Origin of the sequence: Sphingopyxis sp. Geo48, from assembly GCF_949769155.1 — a bacterium.
Taxonomy (GTDB): Bacteria; Pseudomonadota; Alphaproteobacteria; order Sphingomonadales; family Sphingomonadaceae; genus Sphingopyxis.
In genome coordinates, this window is sequence record NZ_CATKPA010000001.1 from 970,579 (window position 1) to 986,026 (window position 15,448).

Here is a 15,448-nt window from a genome sequence, read left to right on the forward strand (position 1 = left end):
AGGGTCGAGATGCGAAAATCGCAAGTCATGATCCTCGCCATCGCTGCGCGACAGGGAGGATCATCTGGTCAGCGCATCGATCGCGCCCTGCAGGATGAAGGCGGCGGCGGCGCTGTCGACGCGCTCCGCTCTTTTTGCCCGGCTGACGTCGGCGGCGATCATCGCGCGCTCGACCGCGGCGGTCGACCAGCGCTCGTCCCAGAGGAGGATCGGGAGGCCGAGCGGCAGCAGGTTGCGCGAAAAGGCGCGGGTGCTCTGCGTGCGCGGACTGTCGGTGCCGTCCATGTTGAGCGGCAGCCCGACGACGAGGCCGACGACCGACTGCGCGGCGAAGACCGCTTTCAGCGCTTCGAGGTCGGCGGAGAATTTCTTGCGGATGATCGTCTTGTCGGGCGACGCGAAGCTCCAGCCGGCATCGCAGAGCGCGACGCCGATCGTCTTGGTACCGACATCGAGGCCCGCGAGGCGGCCGCCGGCGGGAAGCGCGGCGGCGAAGTCGGGGGCGGCGGTGGTGATCATGATCTGCGTCTATCCCCTATTTTCGTCATGCTGAACTTGTTTCAGCATCCGTGGCCCAAGGTCACGAGGTCGGGCCATGGATCCCGGATCAAGTCCGGGATGACGAGGTCTGAGGGGTAGCCATTTTGGGTGTTGGCGTCGGTGCGGCCGGCACCGCAACCGGCGCGGCGGGCGGCGGAACGGGCGAGGGCTTGCCCTCGTAGGTCGCGAGGCGGCGCAGCGCGTCGGCGCGGACGTTCGCCCAGAAAAGGGTGATGTCGAAGACGTGATAATTATTGCCCGGCAATACATAGCTCGGCGCGTAATTCTGCGCCGCTTCGGCATCGCCGATCAGCAGGAAGCCGCGGTCGTCGTCGCACTTCGCGCCGACCTTTTTCGCGATCAGCGTTCCGGCCTTGAAGCCTTCGTTGGGTTTCAGCGTGCCGATATTGGCATCGGGGCCCGCGGCGGTGTCGGGGATGCCGGTCAGCGGATTGGTGCAGAGCATGCGCGTGCCCGCGCGGGGACGGCCGTCGAACCCGATCGTACCGTCATAGGCGCCGATCACCATCGAGGTATCGGCGGGCTCGGCGAAGCTCGCCCACGAAAGGATACAGCCCTTTTCTTCCGGCGTCTCGCACGCGGGCAGGCCGAGCACCGCCATGTCGGTGTCGCGGCTGATCGGCCAACCGATCACATAAGCCGCGACGATGCGCCTCGCGAGCGGGGTGCCCGCGATCCGGTTCCTCAGCAGCGTTGTCAGGTGGAGCGCGCCCTGGCTGTGGCCAGCGAGGATGATCGGCTTGTTCTTCGGGATCGCGGCGAGGAAGGCGTCGAACGCCTGTTCGACGTCGCGATACGCTGCGTCGATCGCCTTGCCCGCGGTGACGCGGTCAGTCGCGAGGAAGGCGCCGAGCGTCGCCTGCCGGTAACGCGGCGCCCACACCTCGCCCGCGTCGCCGAACGCGCTCGCCATGCCCTGCATAAAGAGGGTCGCGCGGTAATTGGCGTCGGCGTCGTCGAGCGGGGCGTTCCAGCTCGCCTTGCTGTAATAACTGGTCGGGTGGACGAAGAAGATCGCGGCGTCGCCCTTGGCCGGTTCGGCGTTGGCGGCGGTGGCTTCGGCGGCCTTGACCGATCCGACCAGCTTGCCGTCCTCCGCCTTGGCCGCGATCGCTTCCTTCTGGCCTTCGACCGGCGGGCGCCAATCGGCGGGATCGTCCGCGAGACCCGGACGCGCAAACCACATCGCCGGATCGTCATAGGCGTTGGGCGCGGCCGCCGCTTGTTCGACGAACTGCGTGCTCGGCACAAAGGCGACGCGGCCGAACCAGCCCGGATTGAGCTGATAGGCGACGCCGAAGCCGAAGATGACGAGAATGATCGCGGCAATAAGGTAGAGGAATTTGCGGGCCATTGGGGCTCCAGTGGGGGAGAGGATTTTCAGGCTCTCTAGCCGGTCATGACAAACCCTTCAAATGGCGCGTGATGCGATCGTCGCTGCCCCGTCACCGCTCGCAACGCCAGCGGTCGCGCTGGCGTTGCGCGCCGTCTGCGACTGCCTCACGAGTTCGTTACAGGAAGGATCAGGACGGTTGAAGCGGACGGGGGAGGATGCTAGCGGCGCAGCTTCTCCCGATAAGGCAAGATGAATGGCAATCGATCAGGCAACAGTCAGGAAAATAGCGTCGCTGGCGCGCATCGCGATCAGCGATGCCGAGGCCGCCGCGATGGAGGGCGAACTCAACGGCATTTTGGGCTGGGTCGAACAACTCGGCGAGGTCGATGTGACCGGGGTCGAACCGATGACCGCGGTGATCCCGAACAAGCTGCGGCTGCGCGACGATATCGTCGACGCCGACCCGCTGACCGGCGGCAACCGCCGCGACGATATTCTCGCCAATGCGCCCGCGCCGCAGCACGGCTTTTTCGGCGTTCCCAAGGTGATCGAATAATGACCGAGCTTACCAATCTGACCGTCGCGCAGATCCGCGACGGGCACCGCGCGGGCGATTTCAGCGCCGTCGAGGTCGCCGAGGCGTTCAACGCCAATGTCGCGGGCGCGAAGGCGCTGAATGCGTTTATCGTCGAGACCCCCGAACATGCGCTCGCCGCGGCGAAGGCGGCCGATGCCGACCGTTCGGCGGGAACGCTGAAGCCGCTATCGGGCGTGCCGATCGGGATGAAGGACCTGTTCGCGACCAACGGCGTCCAGACCACCGCCGCGAGCCATATGCTCGAAGGTTTCGTGCCGCGCTATGAATCGACGGTCTCGCAGAAATTGTGGGATGCGGGCGCGGGGATGCTTGGCAAGCTGAACCTCGACCAGTTCGCCATGGGCTCGTCGAACGAGACCTCCTACTTTGGCAATGTCATCTCGCCCTGGAAGCGCAACGACGGCGGGAACGCCGCGCTGGCGCCGGGCGGATCGTCGGGCGGCAGTTCGTCGGCGATCGCGGCGCGGCTGTGCCCCGCGGCGACGGGGACCGACACCGGCGGATCGATCCGCCAGCCCGCGGCCTTCACCGGCATTTCGGGGATCAAGCCGACCTACGGCCGCTGCTCGCGCTGGGGCATCGTGGCGTTCGCGAGCTCGCTCGATCAGGCGGGGCCGATGGCGCGCGACGTGCGCGACTGCGCGATCATGCTCGAGAATATGGCGGGCTTCGATCCAAAGGATGCGACGAGCCTCGACATGGCGGTGCCCAATTGGGAAGCGGCTTTGTCGAGCGATCTCAAGGGCAAGACGGTCGGTATTCCCAAGGAATATCGCCTCGAAGGCATCGATCCCGATATCGACGCGATGTGGGATGCGGGCATCGCGATGCTGAAGGATGCGGGGGCCGAGGTCGTCGAGATCAGCCTGCCGCACACCAAATATGCGCTGCCGGCCTATTACATCATCGCGCCCGCCGAGGCGTCGTCGAACCTCGCGCGCTATGACGGCGTGCGATATGGCCTCCGCGACCTGCCGCAGGGCGCGGGGCTGCAGGACATGTACGCCGCGACGCGCGCTGACGGCTTCGGGCCCGAGGTCAAGCGCCGCATCATGATCGGCACTTATGTGCTGTCGGCGGGCTTCTATGACGCGTACTACACGCAGGCGCAGAAGGTGCGGACGCTGATCGCGCGCGATTTCGAACAGGCTTTTGCAAGCTGCGACGTGATCCTCGCCCCGACCGCGCCGTCGGCGGCGTTCGGTCTCGGCGAAAAGACGTCCGACCCGCTGGCGATGTATTTGAACGACGTGTTCGCGGTGCCCGCGAGCCTCGCCGGGCTGCCCGCAATGTCGGTCCCCGCGGCGCTGAACCGCGAGGGGCTGCCGCTGGGCTTGCAGATCATCGGCAAGGCGTTCGACGAGCAGGGCGTGCTCAACGCGGGGCTGGCTATTGAAGAGCGGGCGGGCTTTACGGCGCGCGTCGACAAGTGGTGGTAGCTGGGCCTGTGCCCCTGCGAAGGCAGGGGCCCATCTCCGGATGGTGCAAGGTTGAAGCGGCAGGTGATGGGTCCCTGCCTTCGCAGGGACACACTGAGGATTTGAACGATGTCTGATTATCGCATCAAGGGCGAAACCGGCGAGTGGGAGGTCGTGATCGGCCTTGAGGTCCATGCGCAGGTCACCTCCAACGCCAAGCTGTTTTCGGGCGCCGCGACGGCGTTCGGGGCCGAGCCGAACACGCAGGTGTCGCTGGTCGATGCCGCGATGCCGGGGATGCTGCCGGTGCCGAACCGCGAGTGCATCCGCCAGGCGGTGCGCACGGGCATGGCGATCGAGGCGCAGATCAATAAATGGTCGCGGTTCGACCGCAAGAATTATTTCTATGCCGACCTGCCGCAGGGCTATCAGATTTCACAGCTTTATCATCCGCTTGTCGGCGAAGGTTCGCTGATGATCGAGGCGGACGAGAAGGCGGGAATTCCTGAGGCGAAGCGGATCGGGATCGAGCGTATCCATGTCGAGCAGGACGCCGGCAAGCTGATGCACGACCAGCATCCGACGATGTCCTATGTCGACCTCAACCGCTCGGGCGTCGCGCTGATGGAGATCGTCTCGCGCCCCGACATGCGCTCGCCCGCCGAGGCCGGGGCCTATGTCCGCAAGCTGCGCTCGATCCTGCGTTACGTCGGGTCGTGCGACGGCAATATGGAAGAAGGCTCGATGCGCGCCGACGTCAACGTCAGCGTGCGGCGGCCCGGCGACGAGTTCGGCACGCGCACCGAGACGAAGAACGTCAACTCGGTGCGCTTCGTGATGGCGGTGATCGAGGGCGAGGCGAAGCGCCAGGTCGCGCTGATCGAAAGCGGCGGCACGGTGGTGCAGGAAACGCGCCTCTACGATCCCGACCGCAATGAGACGCGCTCGATGCGGTCGAAGGAAGATGCGCATGATTATCGCTACTTCCCCGATCCCGACCTGTTGCCGCTCGAACTCGACGATGCGTTTCTGGCGGAATGCCGCGAGTCCTTGCCCGAACTGCCCGACGCCAAGCGCGCGCGCTATCTGAGCGCGGGGATCTCGGCGTACAATGCCGACGTGCTGACCGCCGAGGTGGAGAGCGCGCTGTGGTTCGATGCGCTGCTCGAAACCGGCGCGAAGCCTGTCGCGGCCGCGAACTGGGTGACCAGCGAGCTGTTCGGCGCGCTCAATCGGCTGGGCAAGAGCTTCGGCGATTGCCCGGTCACCCCGGCGCAGGCGGGCGAGCTGCTCGCCCTTGTCGCCGACGGCACGATTTCGGGCACGATCGCCAAGCAGGTGTTCGAGAAGATGCTTGAAAGCGGCGACGGCGCCGCGGCGATCGTCGATCGCGAGGGCCTCAAGCAGACGAGCGACACCGGCGCGATCGAGGGCGAGATCGCCAAGGTGCTGTCCGCCAATGCCGACAAGGTCGAGCAGTACAAGGGCGGCAAGGAAGCGCTGTTCGGCTTCTTCGTCGGCCAGACGATGAAGGCGATGCAGGGCAAGGCGAACCCGCAGGTCGTCAACGAACTGCTGAAGAAGGCGCTGGGCTGACGAGATTGCTACGTTGCATTGCTCGGACTTGTTTATAGCGATGTTGGACTTCGCAACAGGGGGTGACGTTGGCCACTGATATCAGGCCGCGCATAGCATGCGCTTTGATGATCGTTTTTTCTGCCGTCTCTTCGGTCGATGCCGCGGAGGTGTCGGACAAGCCCGGGATTAATTCCGAGGTCGGCCGCTTTTATATCCCAAATGCCGTTCAGCAAGGCGATCGGGTCTTGGAGCCGGGTGACGAGTTGTTGAGGCAACCGATCCTGTGGGGCATTGCTGCCAGAATAGGGCAAGAGGTCAAAATCTCGACCAGCGAAGGCGATGTATCCATCCCGGCCGGGACGGTGCTTCCGGCGGTCAGCGTTTCGGATTGGCGAAACGACCCTGAAAGCGCCGTAATCGTCTATTGCACCAACGTACCCAACCTCAAGCAAAAGGGGGGCGGCCTGATGGGAACGATTGGCTACGCACTGATTCGTTCGCTGGAGGATGGCCGGAAATGTCTCGCTGACCAGAATTATGACGGTGTGGCCGAACATGGGTTTCTGTTGGACGATGGGGTTCCCGCTGACCGCTTGCCCCACGCAATAAATCCTGTGGCCTTGAATGTCGGCGAAATGGTAGAGGCGGGTTCCGGGGATTATGTATCGATTGTAGTTCGCAGAGCGTCGCGGCCGTCATTTCACATCGTCATCTACCAGAATGGCAAGCGGATGGATTTCGACAGCATAAAAACGACAAGCGGAACGGTGCCCCGGGTCCAGACCGTTAATAAGGATGCGACCTACCCACTTTCTTATGAGATATATGGCGCCCGATTTGAAATTCGGTCATTTGATCCAGCGACGGGTAAAATGACAATAGCATCGAAGCCTAGCGTTAGCGGGCCTATGCCAATCCCGAGTGAAATCCGCTATCGATATTAGGCATAGCTCGGGTTCGTATAGTGCTCTCGCCGTAAAATCCATAGCCTTTCACTTATGGCGACCGAGGCGAAGTGGGTAGCCCTTAAATCCCGTATGCGGGCACCTCGCTCGGGCCGATAGTGCCGCCGCGGCGCTCAAGCTACACTGGGGAGAAAAATGCTTTGCCGTCAAAATGGAGCCAAATTGGCGCAAAGCGAAGCGCAAGTCACATTTGACCAAAATAAGTGACCAGAATATGGCGGCATGTAAGGGGAGACTCAAATGATCCATAAGATTCTAGTGACTGCGGCTTTTGCCATGGTCGCTTCCGAGGGCGCGCTATATGCGAAAGAGGCACCCGCCGATTCACCAAACACTTTGACCCATGGTATGGTTCAGATGACAGTTCGTGTCGGTGAGACGCGGCAGTCGGATATTCTAGAAACGTTTGGCGGACCGAACGTTACTACGATTGACGGGAGCGGCCGCGAAGTTTGGGTTTACGACCGCCACGCAACTGTCACGGCGGACAAGTCGAGTGGCTTTTCCATCGGGATGCTGGTGGGCGGAGGTGGCGGTGGCGTCGGTGCTGGCGGCGGGTTGGGTTTCGGCAAGAAAAAGAGCCGCTCAGAGCAGTCGACTAGATCAATGACGCTAATCATCAAATTCGATTCCAATGGAATAGTTTCTGATTTTCGTAGTCGTAGCAGCTCTTTTTAAGGCCATCACATGTCATTAATCCGCACTGGTGCTCTCGCACTCTCTTCCGTTGCTCTTGTTTTGGTGTCGCCTGTTGCATCGGCAAAGAAGCAGCCAGAGTTAAGTCCGCTGGCAATTCAACAGATGCAAACGCGCGATTTTGAATTTGATAAATCAATTGTATTTTCTTCAGTTATGACTGTTCTTCAGGATTCCGGATATCGAATTGGATCGGCTGATAAAGAAACTGGTCTTATCACTGGCACTGCCTCGACGAATGGCAAGACAACTTGGATGCCGTTTGTTGGTTTCGGGCGCTCAAAGAAAACGCCGGTCGTATCTGCCTTTATTGAAGAAATTGGGCCCAGATTCACAAAAGTCAGATTCAATTTTGTTATGACCAAGATCTCATCAAATGGTTTCGGTTCTAATCAGGATGAAGAGCCGATTCTTGATCAGGCAGTTTATCAGCAAGCATTTGAGAAGGTTGATCAAGCTATCTTCGTACGCACCGCTGCGCTGGAGAATGCGAAACCTCTGTCGGCCGAACCTGTTGCTGCAATCGTCAGCGACGCGCCGCAAGCAGAGGTTGCTCCTAACCCCACTTCAGCCGATCCCAAGTAGCGGGTCTAATTATGCTGCTGGTGGATGCGGTAATTGTTGTCGAACAGCAGCTTCCGCCAGAACAGTTTGTCGGCTCGTTGAAGCAGGGGCTAGTTTGCCTTCCTGCCGGGAAAATACGAGCGTTTCAGATGCGTATGCCCGCGCCGGGCGCCTTAGAAAAGGAGGCGCAGCGGCAGGCGATTTGGCTTGGGGATCGGAAATTGCGGGGTGAGCTTCAGAATCTTGATGTTTCGCTCTGTACCTCGTGGAAGGGAATCGCGTCCACGAAGCCTAAAGGAAAGATGTCGTTGGAGATTGCATGGTCAGCGCCGGATTTGGGCGCTGGCGCTGTTAAATGTGTTTCCAGTGTCAAGATTTCTTTAGACGGCGACGATCCTCGCATTTCTGATCGGCCCATGATTGTCGCTATTTTGGCTTCGTTGGCGAATGCGCGGCATTGCCTCGATGAAACCTAGCCGACTACAATAGATGTTCTACGGCGTTCCGCGCCGGGGTATTGGCAAGCCATGTGCTCCTGCGAGAGCTGGCGAATGGATTTCAGTGGCCGCTCGCCTCGACGTCGCTGTTCGAGGTCGGCAAGGTCGAACCCGACAAGATGAGCGGGCACGATGCGGTGCGCTTTACCTTCACCTATGCGGTCGAGGGCGACCAGCTTCCGCGCAAGGGGATCGCCAAGGCAGCGGTGGTGAAGGGTCAGCTCTATCTGGTCAGCTTCGTCGCGCCCTCGATCCACTATTTCGACCGCGATGCCGCGAAAGTGAACAGGCTGCTCGATACGCTGAAAATCTGACGCGCAGTCGGCGCTGTCAAATCTGACCGGGCGGCACTTCGCTCGGCCCGCGTCCCGGTTCGTCCACATCGCCGCCACCGGGCCCGCCGGGGATTTCCTGCGGCTGCCCCGCCGGGTCTTCCAGCGGCGTCGGCTGTACCGGCTGTTCGGGCGGCGCCTGTGGTTCGATCGTGTCGGGCTTCGGCTTCGGAAGCGGGTCGGCGGCGGTCGTCATGATGATTCTCCTCGATTCACCAACGAACCGGCGCGGCGCATGTTCCGCCTCGCGCATTCGGGCGGAAAGGGCGGCTTTCCGGCCTTGCCCTCGGCCGCGTGTCTGCTATAGCCCCGCGCGGCCCGCACGGGCGTGCGCGGCAGCGCGCGATGTCGTGCACCCCGGCCGAAAGCTCCTGCGGGCGTGGCGGAATTGGTAGACGCGCTGGTTTTAGGTACCAGTATCGCAAGATGTGGGGGTTCGAGTCCCTTCGCCCGCACCACCTTCGCGAGCAGCAGGCCGGGAATGGGGAACTTCGTCTGTCAGGCGGGGTTCGATACGAGATTTTGAGCAAGGATAAGACCAAGGCAATGAAGACCGTCGAAACGCTGAACGAAGGCCTGAAGCGCGAATATCGCCTGACCATCACCGCGAAGGATATCGACGCGCGCGTCGATGAGGAAGTGAAGGCTGTCGCGCCGACCGTGCGGATGCCCGGCTTCCGCCCCGGCAAGGTTCCGCCGAACCTGATCCGCAAGATGCATGGCGAGGCGCTGTCGGCCGATGCGCTCAACAAGGCGATCGATCAGGGCGTCAAGGACCTGATCGCGAAGGAAAAGCTGCGCCCGGCGATCCAGCCCGGCGTGACGCTCGCCGACGACTATGAGCGCGGCAAGGATGCCGAACTGACCGTTGCGCTCGAGGTGCTGCCCGAGATTGCGGCCCCGTCGGTCGACGGGTTGAAGCTCGAGCGTCTGACCGTTCCCGCCGACGACGCGGCGGTGATGGCGAAGATCGAGGAATTCGCAGCCCAGATGAAGCGCTTCGAGGAAGCTCCGAAGACGAAGAAGGCCGCGACCGGCGACCAGGTCATCATCGACTTCGCGGGCAGCGTCGACGGCGTCGCCTTCGACGGCGGCACGGGCGAGGACATGGCGGTCGAAATCGGCTCGGGCCAGCTCATCCCCGGCTTCGAGGATCAGCTCGTCGGCGCGAAGGTTGGCGACGAAAAGACGATCAAGGTGACCTTCCCCGAAGATTATCCGGTCGAAAATCTGAAGGGCCAGCCCGCCGAATTCGCGATCACCGTCAAGGAAGTGAAGGTTCCGGCCGCGTCGAAGATCGACGACGAGTTCGCGAAGTCGCTCGGCCTCGAAAGCCTCGACAAGCTGAAAGAGCTGATGAAGGACCAGGTCGAGCAGGAGCTCAATGGCCTGACGCGCACCTACATGAAGCGCAAGCTGCTCGACCAGCTCGCCGCCGCGCACGACTTCGACGTGCCGCCGACGATGGTCGAGGCCGAATTCGCCCAGATCTGGCAGCAGCTCGAGCATGAGGCGAGCCACGAAGCCGATCCCGAGGCGGCGAAGGCCGAACTCGAAAAGGATCGCGACGAATATCATGCGATCGCGGTGCGCCGCGTCCGTCTGGGCCTGCTGCTCTCCGAGATCGGCCAGGCGCACGGCGTGCAGGTGTCGAACCAGGAAATGCAGCGCCTGATCATGCAGGCGGCGCAGCAGTATCGCCCCGAGGACCGCCAGCGTTTCGTCGAATATGTCCAGCAGGACGCGCTTGCCGCCGCGCAGCTTCGCGCCCCGCTGTATGAGGACAAGGTCGTCGACTTCCTGTTCGAGAAGGCCGAGATCAGCGACCGCGAAACCACCCGCGAGGAGCTGGAAGCCGCGATCGAAGCCGATGATGACGGTCACGTTCATGGCCCGGGCTGCGGCCACGACCATCACGACCACGATCACAAGCCCGCCAAGAAGGCGGCCGCGAAGAAGCCGGCCGCCAAGAAGGAAGCGGTGAAGGAAGAGGCCAAGGCCGAAGAAGCGCCCGCCAAAAAGGCTCCGGCGAAGAAAGCCGCGGCTCCGAAGGCCGAGACCGAGGAAAAGCCCGCTGCGAAGAAGGCCCCGGCCAAGAAGCCGGCCGCGAAGAAGGCGGCTCCGGCCGAATAAGCTTCGTACTTGATGAATGAAAAAGGCCGGGTGGAGCGATCCATCCGGCCTTTTTATTAGCTCTCTGGTAGAGCGCCGGACGACTGGCTGTTTTGGGGTGGCGAGCGGACGTTTGGCCACCCACCTTCGTCATCCCGGACTTGATCCGGGATCCACGGCAGCGGCGAAGTCATGGACCCCGGATCAAGTCCGGGGTGACGAAGAAGGAGTTATCCTCCCTGTCGCGAAGCGATGGGAGGGGGACCGCCGCCGCAGGCGGTGGTGGAGGGGCCACAACGGCGGCGCAAAAGCCCCTCCGTCAGCGCTTCGCGCTGCCACCTCCCCATGCCTGCGGCACAGGGAGGATAAATATTCACCTCCGGCCGAAAGCTGTCACCCGTCGTTAGGCCATTGTCCAAGGTCAAAGCCCACGCGTCCAGTATTGCAGCCGGTGCGGCTGCTCTTCCGCGCTCCCGACTGTCTTCCAGTCGAAGGTAGCCGTCACGCCTGCCAGCGGGGCGTAGCCGCGGCGGCGCCAGAAGGCGTCGAGGGGACGGTGGTCGGCGGGGCGCATGGGATGGTCTTCGGCGCGGATGACGCTGCAGAAGGCGGCATGCGATGCGCCGTGCGCGCGGGCCTGCGCCTCGCGATGGTCGAAGAAGGCGTGGCCGATACCCCGGCCGCGATATTCGCCGAGCAGGACGGATTCGCCGAAGTAAAAGATATGGCCGATATCGAATCCTGCCGCCGCGAGCGGGTCGCGCCACGCCGGATCCTGCGCGGCAAGCGGCGCGGCAGTGGCGGCGCCGACGACCTCCGTGCCGTCGCGCGCGACCACGACGACCGCGCCTTCGGCTGCGGCAAAATGAGCGAGGTAATCGGCCTCATAGGCCGCGTCGCCATCGTAGAGATAGGGGAAGTCACGGAATACCGCGATGCGCAGCCGGGCGAGGGCAGGGATGACCTCGGCCAATTCCGCGCCCGTCACCGCCGCAACCGCGAGCGTCACGCGCCGACCTGCCTCAGCCAGTCCTGCAAGTTGTAATAGGTCGTCACGCGGTCGATCAGGCCGTCGGCGTTGACCGACAGAAAGGCGCCGCCGGGAAGGCGGTAGGTCTGGCCATTTGCCTCGGGCAGACCCTCGTCGGTAGCGAGATAGGTGCCGTTTACGATGAATTCGGCGGCGGCACGGTCACCCTCGGCAAAGATCACCATGTCGGTGAGCTGCTCGCGGTAGCAGCGCGTCATATGCGCGTTGAACTCGGCGAACAGCGCCTTGCCGTGGCGCGGTTCGCCCTGGTTGACGTCATGACGCATATCATCGGCGACGAGCGCGAGCATCGCGTCGGTGTCGCCCGCGTTGAAGGCGGCGTAGTAGGCGGTGACGATGTCGCGGGTGGTCATTCCATGGCGTCCTTGACGAGATGATCAGATCACATCCATATTGTAGCAGTGCCAGCTGAAGATCGCTGCGGCCCCGCGGTGCGGGCGCCAGGGTTCGGCGAGTTCGCGCACGGCCTTTTCGCCCGGTCGCTCGCCTAGCTGGAGGATGCGGCCGACGGCCTCCTGCACCGCAAGGTCGCCCGCGGGCCAGATGTCAGGGCGCCCTTCGGCGAAAAGCAGATAGATCTCAGCCGACCAGCGGCCGATCCCCTTGACCTTGGTCAGCAATGCGATCGCCTCCTCGTCATCGGCGGGCAGGGCGTCGAATTTCAGTTCGCCGTCGATCACGAGCTGTGCGAGGCTTTTCGCATAGCCCTGTTTCTGCGCCGACAGGCCGCAGGCACGCAGCGCGTCGAATTCGGCGGCCGCCATCACCTCGGCCGGGCATCCTTCGCCGAACCCGGCCTCGAGCTTGTTCCAGATCGAATTCGCCGCCGCGACACTCACCTGCTGGCCGACGATAGTGCGCAGGAGAGTCGTGTATCCCGGTTCGCGAATGCGCGGTTCGGGATAGCCCGCATGGCCGAGCGCACGCGCGAAATTGGCGTCGCGTTCCGCCAGCGCGTCGATTCCCGCGTTCAGTTGCCGCTGGCTGAGGCCCATCGCATATTCTCCATTTGTTCTTGCCGCCGCTGATAGCAACGCTTGATTTGCCGCGCAACGCACGACATAGCGCCTGCGACAAGAAACCGATGGGGACTAGCATGGCCAAGCTGATTGTCGTGACGCGTGACGGGACCGAGCATGAGATCGAGGGCGACACCAGCCTGACCGTGATGGAGAATATCCGCGACGCAGGCTTCGACGAGCTGCTGGCGCTGTGCGGCGGTTGTTGTTCGTGCGCGACGTGCCATGTGCACATCGAGGGCGGCGACAAGAGCGCGATCCCCGCGATGAGCGAGGACGAGAACGACCTGCTCGATTCGACGACCGATCGCGACGACAATTCGCGCCTGTCGTGCCAGATTCCGTTCAGCGACGCGCTCGACGGTCTTCGCGTGCGGATCGCCGCCGAGGACTGAGCCTTACTGGCCTGATGTCGCGACCGCGTAGAGCGCGATTGCCGCGGCGTTCGAGATATTGAGGCTCTCCATCCGCGGCGAGATGGGGAGCTTCGCCAGCACGTCGCAATGCTCCATCACATTGTGGCGCATGCCGTCGCCTTCGGACCCCAGCACCAGCGCAACCTTGCTGCCGTCGAGCGTCGAGCCCAGCGTCGTTTCGGTGTCGCCTGTCAGCCCGATGCGCCAATATTGCGCCTCGGCGATCTCCTCCAGCGCGCGCGACAGGTTGACGACGCGCACCCACGGTACGGTTTCGAGTGCGCCCGACGCCGAGCGCGCGATGACGCCGCTTTCGGGCGGGCTGTGACGATCCTGCGTGATGATCGCCGCGGCATCGAAAGCGGCGGCCGAGCGCAGCACCGCACCGATATTGTGCGGGTCGGTGACCTGGTCGAGGACGACGAGCGGCCGCGTGCTTTCCGCGTCGACCTCGTCCTGGAGCAGGTCGCCGAGGTAGATTTCCTCGAGCGGATCGACCTCGATCACGAGGCCCTGGTGCGGGGCATCGCGCGCGACGAGTCGCGCCAGATCGGCGACGTCGGCGTAGCTGATCGGAATCACCGGCGGCAGGTCGAGCTGGCCCAACGCTTCGCGCGTGCCCCAGATGCGCTTTACGGTGCGCTCGGGGTTGGCGAGCGCGGCGAGAACGGCGTGGCGTCCCCAGAAACGGATGGCCTGGCCGCGCTGGCCCGAGCCCTGCGGGCGGCGGTGACGGGAAAATTGTCTCATGGCCGCGCCTTTCCCATGACTGCCATTGACAGGCAAGTCTCGTTTCGCCATTGGGCCTCTTCCCAAAGCGGGCCCCAATGGACAGGTGGCCGAGTGGTTAAAGGCAGCAGACTGTAAATCTGCCCGGGTTTCCGTACGCTGGTTCGAATCCAGCCCTGTCCACCACCCTCTGGTCCGAGGGCATCTCCTAAAATCGCTGAAAGCCCCAGAAAACCTGGCGTATAATCGTATTGGTCGGCTCCCAATATCCCATTTCCTTCCACCGCAGCTCAGCAAGAAGTGTGAGGGGATGTGGGGTAAATTTCTCGGGCCTTCAAAGTTAGCCTCCCGAGTGTGGGGTAAATATGAGGGTTAACCTATGAAGAAGCTGACGGCTTTGGCGATCAAGACGGCTATGGCCCATCCTGGCATATATCAGGACGGCGACGGACTGTTCCTGAAGGTGGACAAGCGGGGTGGGGCTTGTTGGCTTTTACGCCCGCAACGCGACGGCAAGCGGCAGGACCAGCGTCAGTGTTCGCCGGTCTTCCGCAGGAGAACATGCTGAGTTCGCTGGCATAAGGATCTAGAACAACCTTCGATGTATCTGGAACGTTGTTCTAGGAGCTGCGATGAGTCGGTATTCAGACATCTTGAAGGCAGCGCGATCCGAGTGGCGGTCGAGGCTGGCTTCTAGGCAACCGCTCTACCTTCCCTTTGAGACACGTGGGATATTCTGCCGCCGCCCCTTAAGGGTTCCGTCACCCGGGTGGGTCCAGTAGCCGGAAGGAAAGGCATTTGGGCGGCAAGCGCGCATTGGTGATCGGGAGCGGCGGTGGTATCGGCGCCGCGCTTATCGATCGGCTGGTCGCATCGGGTCGATTTAACCGCATCTATGCAGGGAGCAGACGCCCCCATCCGTGCCATCATCCCAATGTGACAAGGCTGACGATCGATATATTGGACGACGCCACGCTTGCCGAGGCCGGTCGTCAAATCGCCCGGGATGGCGTCCTCGACCTTGTGATCGTGGCGACGGGGCTCCTGCACCGCGGAACGGACATCCGCCCTGAAAAGAGCCTTCGGCAGCTCGACGCCTCGGTGATGGCCGAGGTCTTTGCGGTCAACAGCATAGGGCCCGCGCTCGTCGCAAAGCATATTCTTCCTCTGCTGGCCCGGAGGCAACGGGCGGTCGCCATATTTCTCTCTGCGCGCGTTGGTTCGATTGCGGACAACAGGCTTGGCGGATGGCATAGCTACCGGGCCTCCAAGGCGGCACTCAATGCCTTGGTTCGCTGCTTCGCAATAGAACTCGCCCGCAACAGTCCGGATGCGATCGTCGCGGCACTGCACCCGGGAACCGTGGACACGCCGCTCTCGCAACCATTTCAGGCGCGAATAGCTGGATCATCGCTCTTTAGTGCGGATCACAGTGCGGCAAACATTCTGGCCGTCATTGACCAGCTAGCGCCGACGGACAGCGGCGGGTTCTTTGGCTGGGATGGAAGGCCTATCCCGTATTAACCGTTTCGAGACCCTCCCAAGTCTCTGGCTGTCCGCTTTACCGAAGATCGTG

At 62.7% G+C, this 15,448-nt stretch carries 19 protein-coding genes and 2 tRNA genes; 14 read left to right on the plus strand and 7 right to left on the minus strand.

What is annotated here, in order from left to right; genetic code table 11:
- Nucleotides 1-60: 60 nt before the first annotated feature.
- Together ruvX and QOL79_RS04940 are read right to left on the minus strand one after the other, a co-directional pair.
- Nucleotides 61-519 carry a Holliday junction resolvase RuvX gene (ruvX, locus tag QOL79_RS04935; RefSeq protein WP_283418833.1) on the minus strand — a complete coding sequence of 153 codons (459 nt, stop codon included), beginning with the start codon at nucleotides 517-519 and terminating at the stop codon, nucleotides 61-63.
- A gap of 88 nt (nucleotides 520-607) precedes the next feature.
- Nucleotides 608-1,915, minus strand: a complete 1,308-nt coding sequence (locus QOL79_RS04940) for a DUF3089 domain-containing protein (protein ID WP_283418834.1) — start codon at nucleotides 1,913-1,915, stop codon at nucleotides 608-610.
- A 235-nt stretch (nucleotides 1,916-2,150) separates the two neighbouring features.
- Here QOL79_RS04940 and gatC point away from each other — a divergent pair, with 235 nt between their 5' ends.
- From gatC to QOL79_RS04980, 8 genes are all read left to right on the plus strand, one after another.
- Nucleotides 2,151-2,453, plus strand: coding sequence for an Asp-tRNA(Asn)/Glu-tRNA(Gln) amidotransferase subunit GatC (gene gatC, locus QOL79_RS04945; protein WP_058802024.1), 303 nt, complete (start codon nucleotides 2,151-2,153; stop codon nucleotides 2,451-2,453).
- Nucleotides 2,453-3,934, plus strand: coding sequence for an Asp-tRNA(Asn)/Glu-tRNA(Gln) amidotransferase subunit GatA (gene gatA, locus QOL79_RS04950; RefSeq protein ID WP_283418835.1), 1,482 nt, complete (start codon nucleotides 2,453-2,455; stop codon nucleotides 3,932-3,934). Before gatC ends, gatA begins: the two co-directional genes overlap by 1 nt.
- Nucleotides 3,935-4,042: 108 nt before the next feature.
- Nucleotides 4,043-5,509: an Asp-tRNA(Asn)/Glu-tRNA(Gln) amidotransferase subunit GatB gene (gatB, locus tag QOL79_RS04955; protein WP_283418836.1), complete on the plus strand. Its 1,467-nt coding sequence runs from the start codon at nucleotides 4,043-4,045 to the stop codon at nucleotides 5,507-5,509.
- Between the two features lie 104 nt (nucleotides 5,510-5,613).
- Entirely contained in the window at nucleotides 5,614-6,435 is an 822-nt protein-coding gene (locus QOL79_RS04960; protein ID WP_156416640.1) for a hypothetical protein, read from the plus strand.
- A 261-nt stretch (nucleotides 6,436-6,696) separates the two neighbouring features.
- Nucleotides 6,697-7,134, plus strand: a complete 438-nt coding sequence (locus QOL79_RS04965) for a hypothetical protein (protein ID WP_282950460.1) — start codon at nucleotides 6,697-6,699, stop codon at nucleotides 7,132-7,134.
- Nucleotides 7,135-7,143: 9 nt separating this feature from the next.
- Nucleotides 7,144-7,737 (plus strand): hypothetical protein, encoded by a 594-nt coding sequence (locus tag QOL79_RS04970; RefSeq protein WP_282950459.1) that lies wholly within the window; start codon nucleotides 7,144-7,146, stop codon nucleotides 7,735-7,737.
- Between the two features lie 11 nt (nucleotides 7,738-7,748).
- A complete protein-coding gene (locus QOL79_RS04975) occupies nucleotides 7,749-8,192 on the plus strand; it encodes a hypothetical protein (protein WP_283418837.1) in 444 nt (147 codons plus the stop codon).
- A 53-nt stretch (nucleotides 8,193-8,245) separates the two neighbouring features.
- Nucleotides 8,246-8,527, plus strand: a complete 282-nt coding sequence (locus tag QOL79_RS04980; RefSeq protein WP_283418838.1) for a hypothetical protein — start codon at nucleotides 8,246-8,248, stop codon at nucleotides 8,525-8,527.
- 16 nt (nucleotides 8,528-8,543) lie between these two features.
- On the opposite strand, the gene QOL79_RS04985 is transcribed toward QOL79_RS04980, so the two are convergent.
- Complete coding sequence (locus tag QOL79_RS04985) at nucleotides 8,544-8,741, minus strand: hypothetical protein (RefSeq protein WP_283418839.1); 198 nt, start codon at nucleotides 8,739-8,741, stop codon at nucleotides 8,544-8,546.
- Nucleotides 8,742-8,918: 177 nt separating this feature from the next.
- On the opposite strand from QOL79_RS04985, the gene QOL79_RS04990 reads away from it, so the two are divergent.
- A tRNA-Leu gene (locus QOL79_RS04990) sits at nucleotides 8,919-9,003 on the plus strand.
- Between the two features lie 88 nt (nucleotides 9,004-9,091).
- A complete protein-coding gene (gene tig, locus QOL79_RS04995; protein WP_204991490.1) occupies nucleotides 9,092-10,678 on the plus strand; it encodes a trigger factor in 1,587 nt (528 codons plus the stop codon).
- Between the two features lie 400 nt (nucleotides 10,679-11,078).
- Here the strand turns inward: tig and QOL79_RS05000 are convergent, their stop codons facing one another.
- The 3 genes from QOL79_RS05000 to QOL79_RS05010 are packed head-to-tail and all read right to left on the minus strand — an operon-like array spanning nucleotide 11,079 to nucleotide 12,703.
- Nucleotides 11,079-11,666, minus strand: coding sequence for a GNAT family N-acetyltransferase (locus QOL79_RS05000; protein WP_283418840.1), 588 nt, complete (start codon nucleotides 11,664-11,666; stop codon nucleotides 11,079-11,081).
- Complete coding sequence (locus QOL79_RS05005) at nucleotides 11,663-12,061, minus strand: ketosteroid isomerase-related protein (protein ID WP_283418841.1); 399 nt, start codon at nucleotides 12,059-12,061, stop codon at nucleotides 11,663-11,665. The genes QOL79_RS05000 and QOL79_RS05005 overlap by 4 nt, the downstream gene beginning before the upstream one ends.
- A gap of 24 nt (nucleotides 12,062-12,085) precedes the next feature.
- Complete coding sequence (locus QOL79_RS05010; protein ID WP_058455507.1) at nucleotides 12,086-12,703, minus strand: DNA-3-methyladenine glycosylase family protein; 618 nt, start codon at nucleotides 12,701-12,703, stop codon at nucleotides 12,086-12,088.
- Between the two features lie 101 nt (nucleotides 12,704-12,804).
- On the opposite strand from QOL79_RS05010, the gene QOL79_RS05015 reads away from it, so the two are divergent.
- On the plus strand, nucleotides 12,805-13,122 hold the full coding sequence (locus QOL79_RS05015) for a 2Fe-2S iron-sulfur cluster-binding protein (RefSeq protein ID WP_058455506.1): 318 nt from the start codon (nucleotides 12,805-12,807) through the stop codon (nucleotides 13,120-13,122).
- A gap of 3 nt (nucleotides 13,123-13,125) precedes the next feature.
- On the opposite strand, the gene rlmB is transcribed toward QOL79_RS05015, so the two are convergent.
- Nucleotides 13,126-13,893, minus strand: coding sequence for a 23S rRNA (guanosine(2251)-2'-O)-methyltransferase RlmB (rlmB, locus tag QOL79_RS05020; protein WP_283418842.1), 768 nt, complete (start codon nucleotides 13,891-13,893; stop codon nucleotides 13,126-13,128).
- 79 nt (nucleotides 13,894-13,972) lie between these two features.
- Here rlmB and QOL79_RS05025 point away from each other — a divergent pair.
- The 3 genes from QOL79_RS05025 to QOL79_RS05035 all read left to right on the plus strand — a co-directional run bounded on the left by QOL79_RS05025 (nucleotide 13,973) and on the right by QOL79_RS05035 (nucleotide 15,396).
- Nucleotides 13,973-14,058, plus strand: a tRNA-Tyr gene (locus tag QOL79_RS05025).
- A gap of 193 nt (nucleotides 14,059-14,251) precedes the next feature.
- The gene (locus QOL79_RS05030; RefSeq protein ID WP_283418843.1) at nucleotides 14,252-14,440 is read left to right on the plus strand and encodes an Arm DNA-binding domain-containing protein; all 189 of its coding nucleotides are present in this window, start codon (nucleotides 14,252-14,254) and stop codon (nucleotides 14,438-14,440) included.
- A 230-nt stretch (nucleotides 14,441-14,670) separates the two neighbouring features.
- Nucleotides 14,671-15,396, plus strand: coding sequence for an SDR family NAD(P)-dependent oxidoreductase (locus tag QOL79_RS05035; protein ID WP_283418844.1), 726 nt, complete (start codon nucleotides 14,671-14,673; stop codon nucleotides 15,394-15,396).
- The last annotated feature ends 52 nt before the right edge of the window (nucleotides 15,397-15,448 follow it).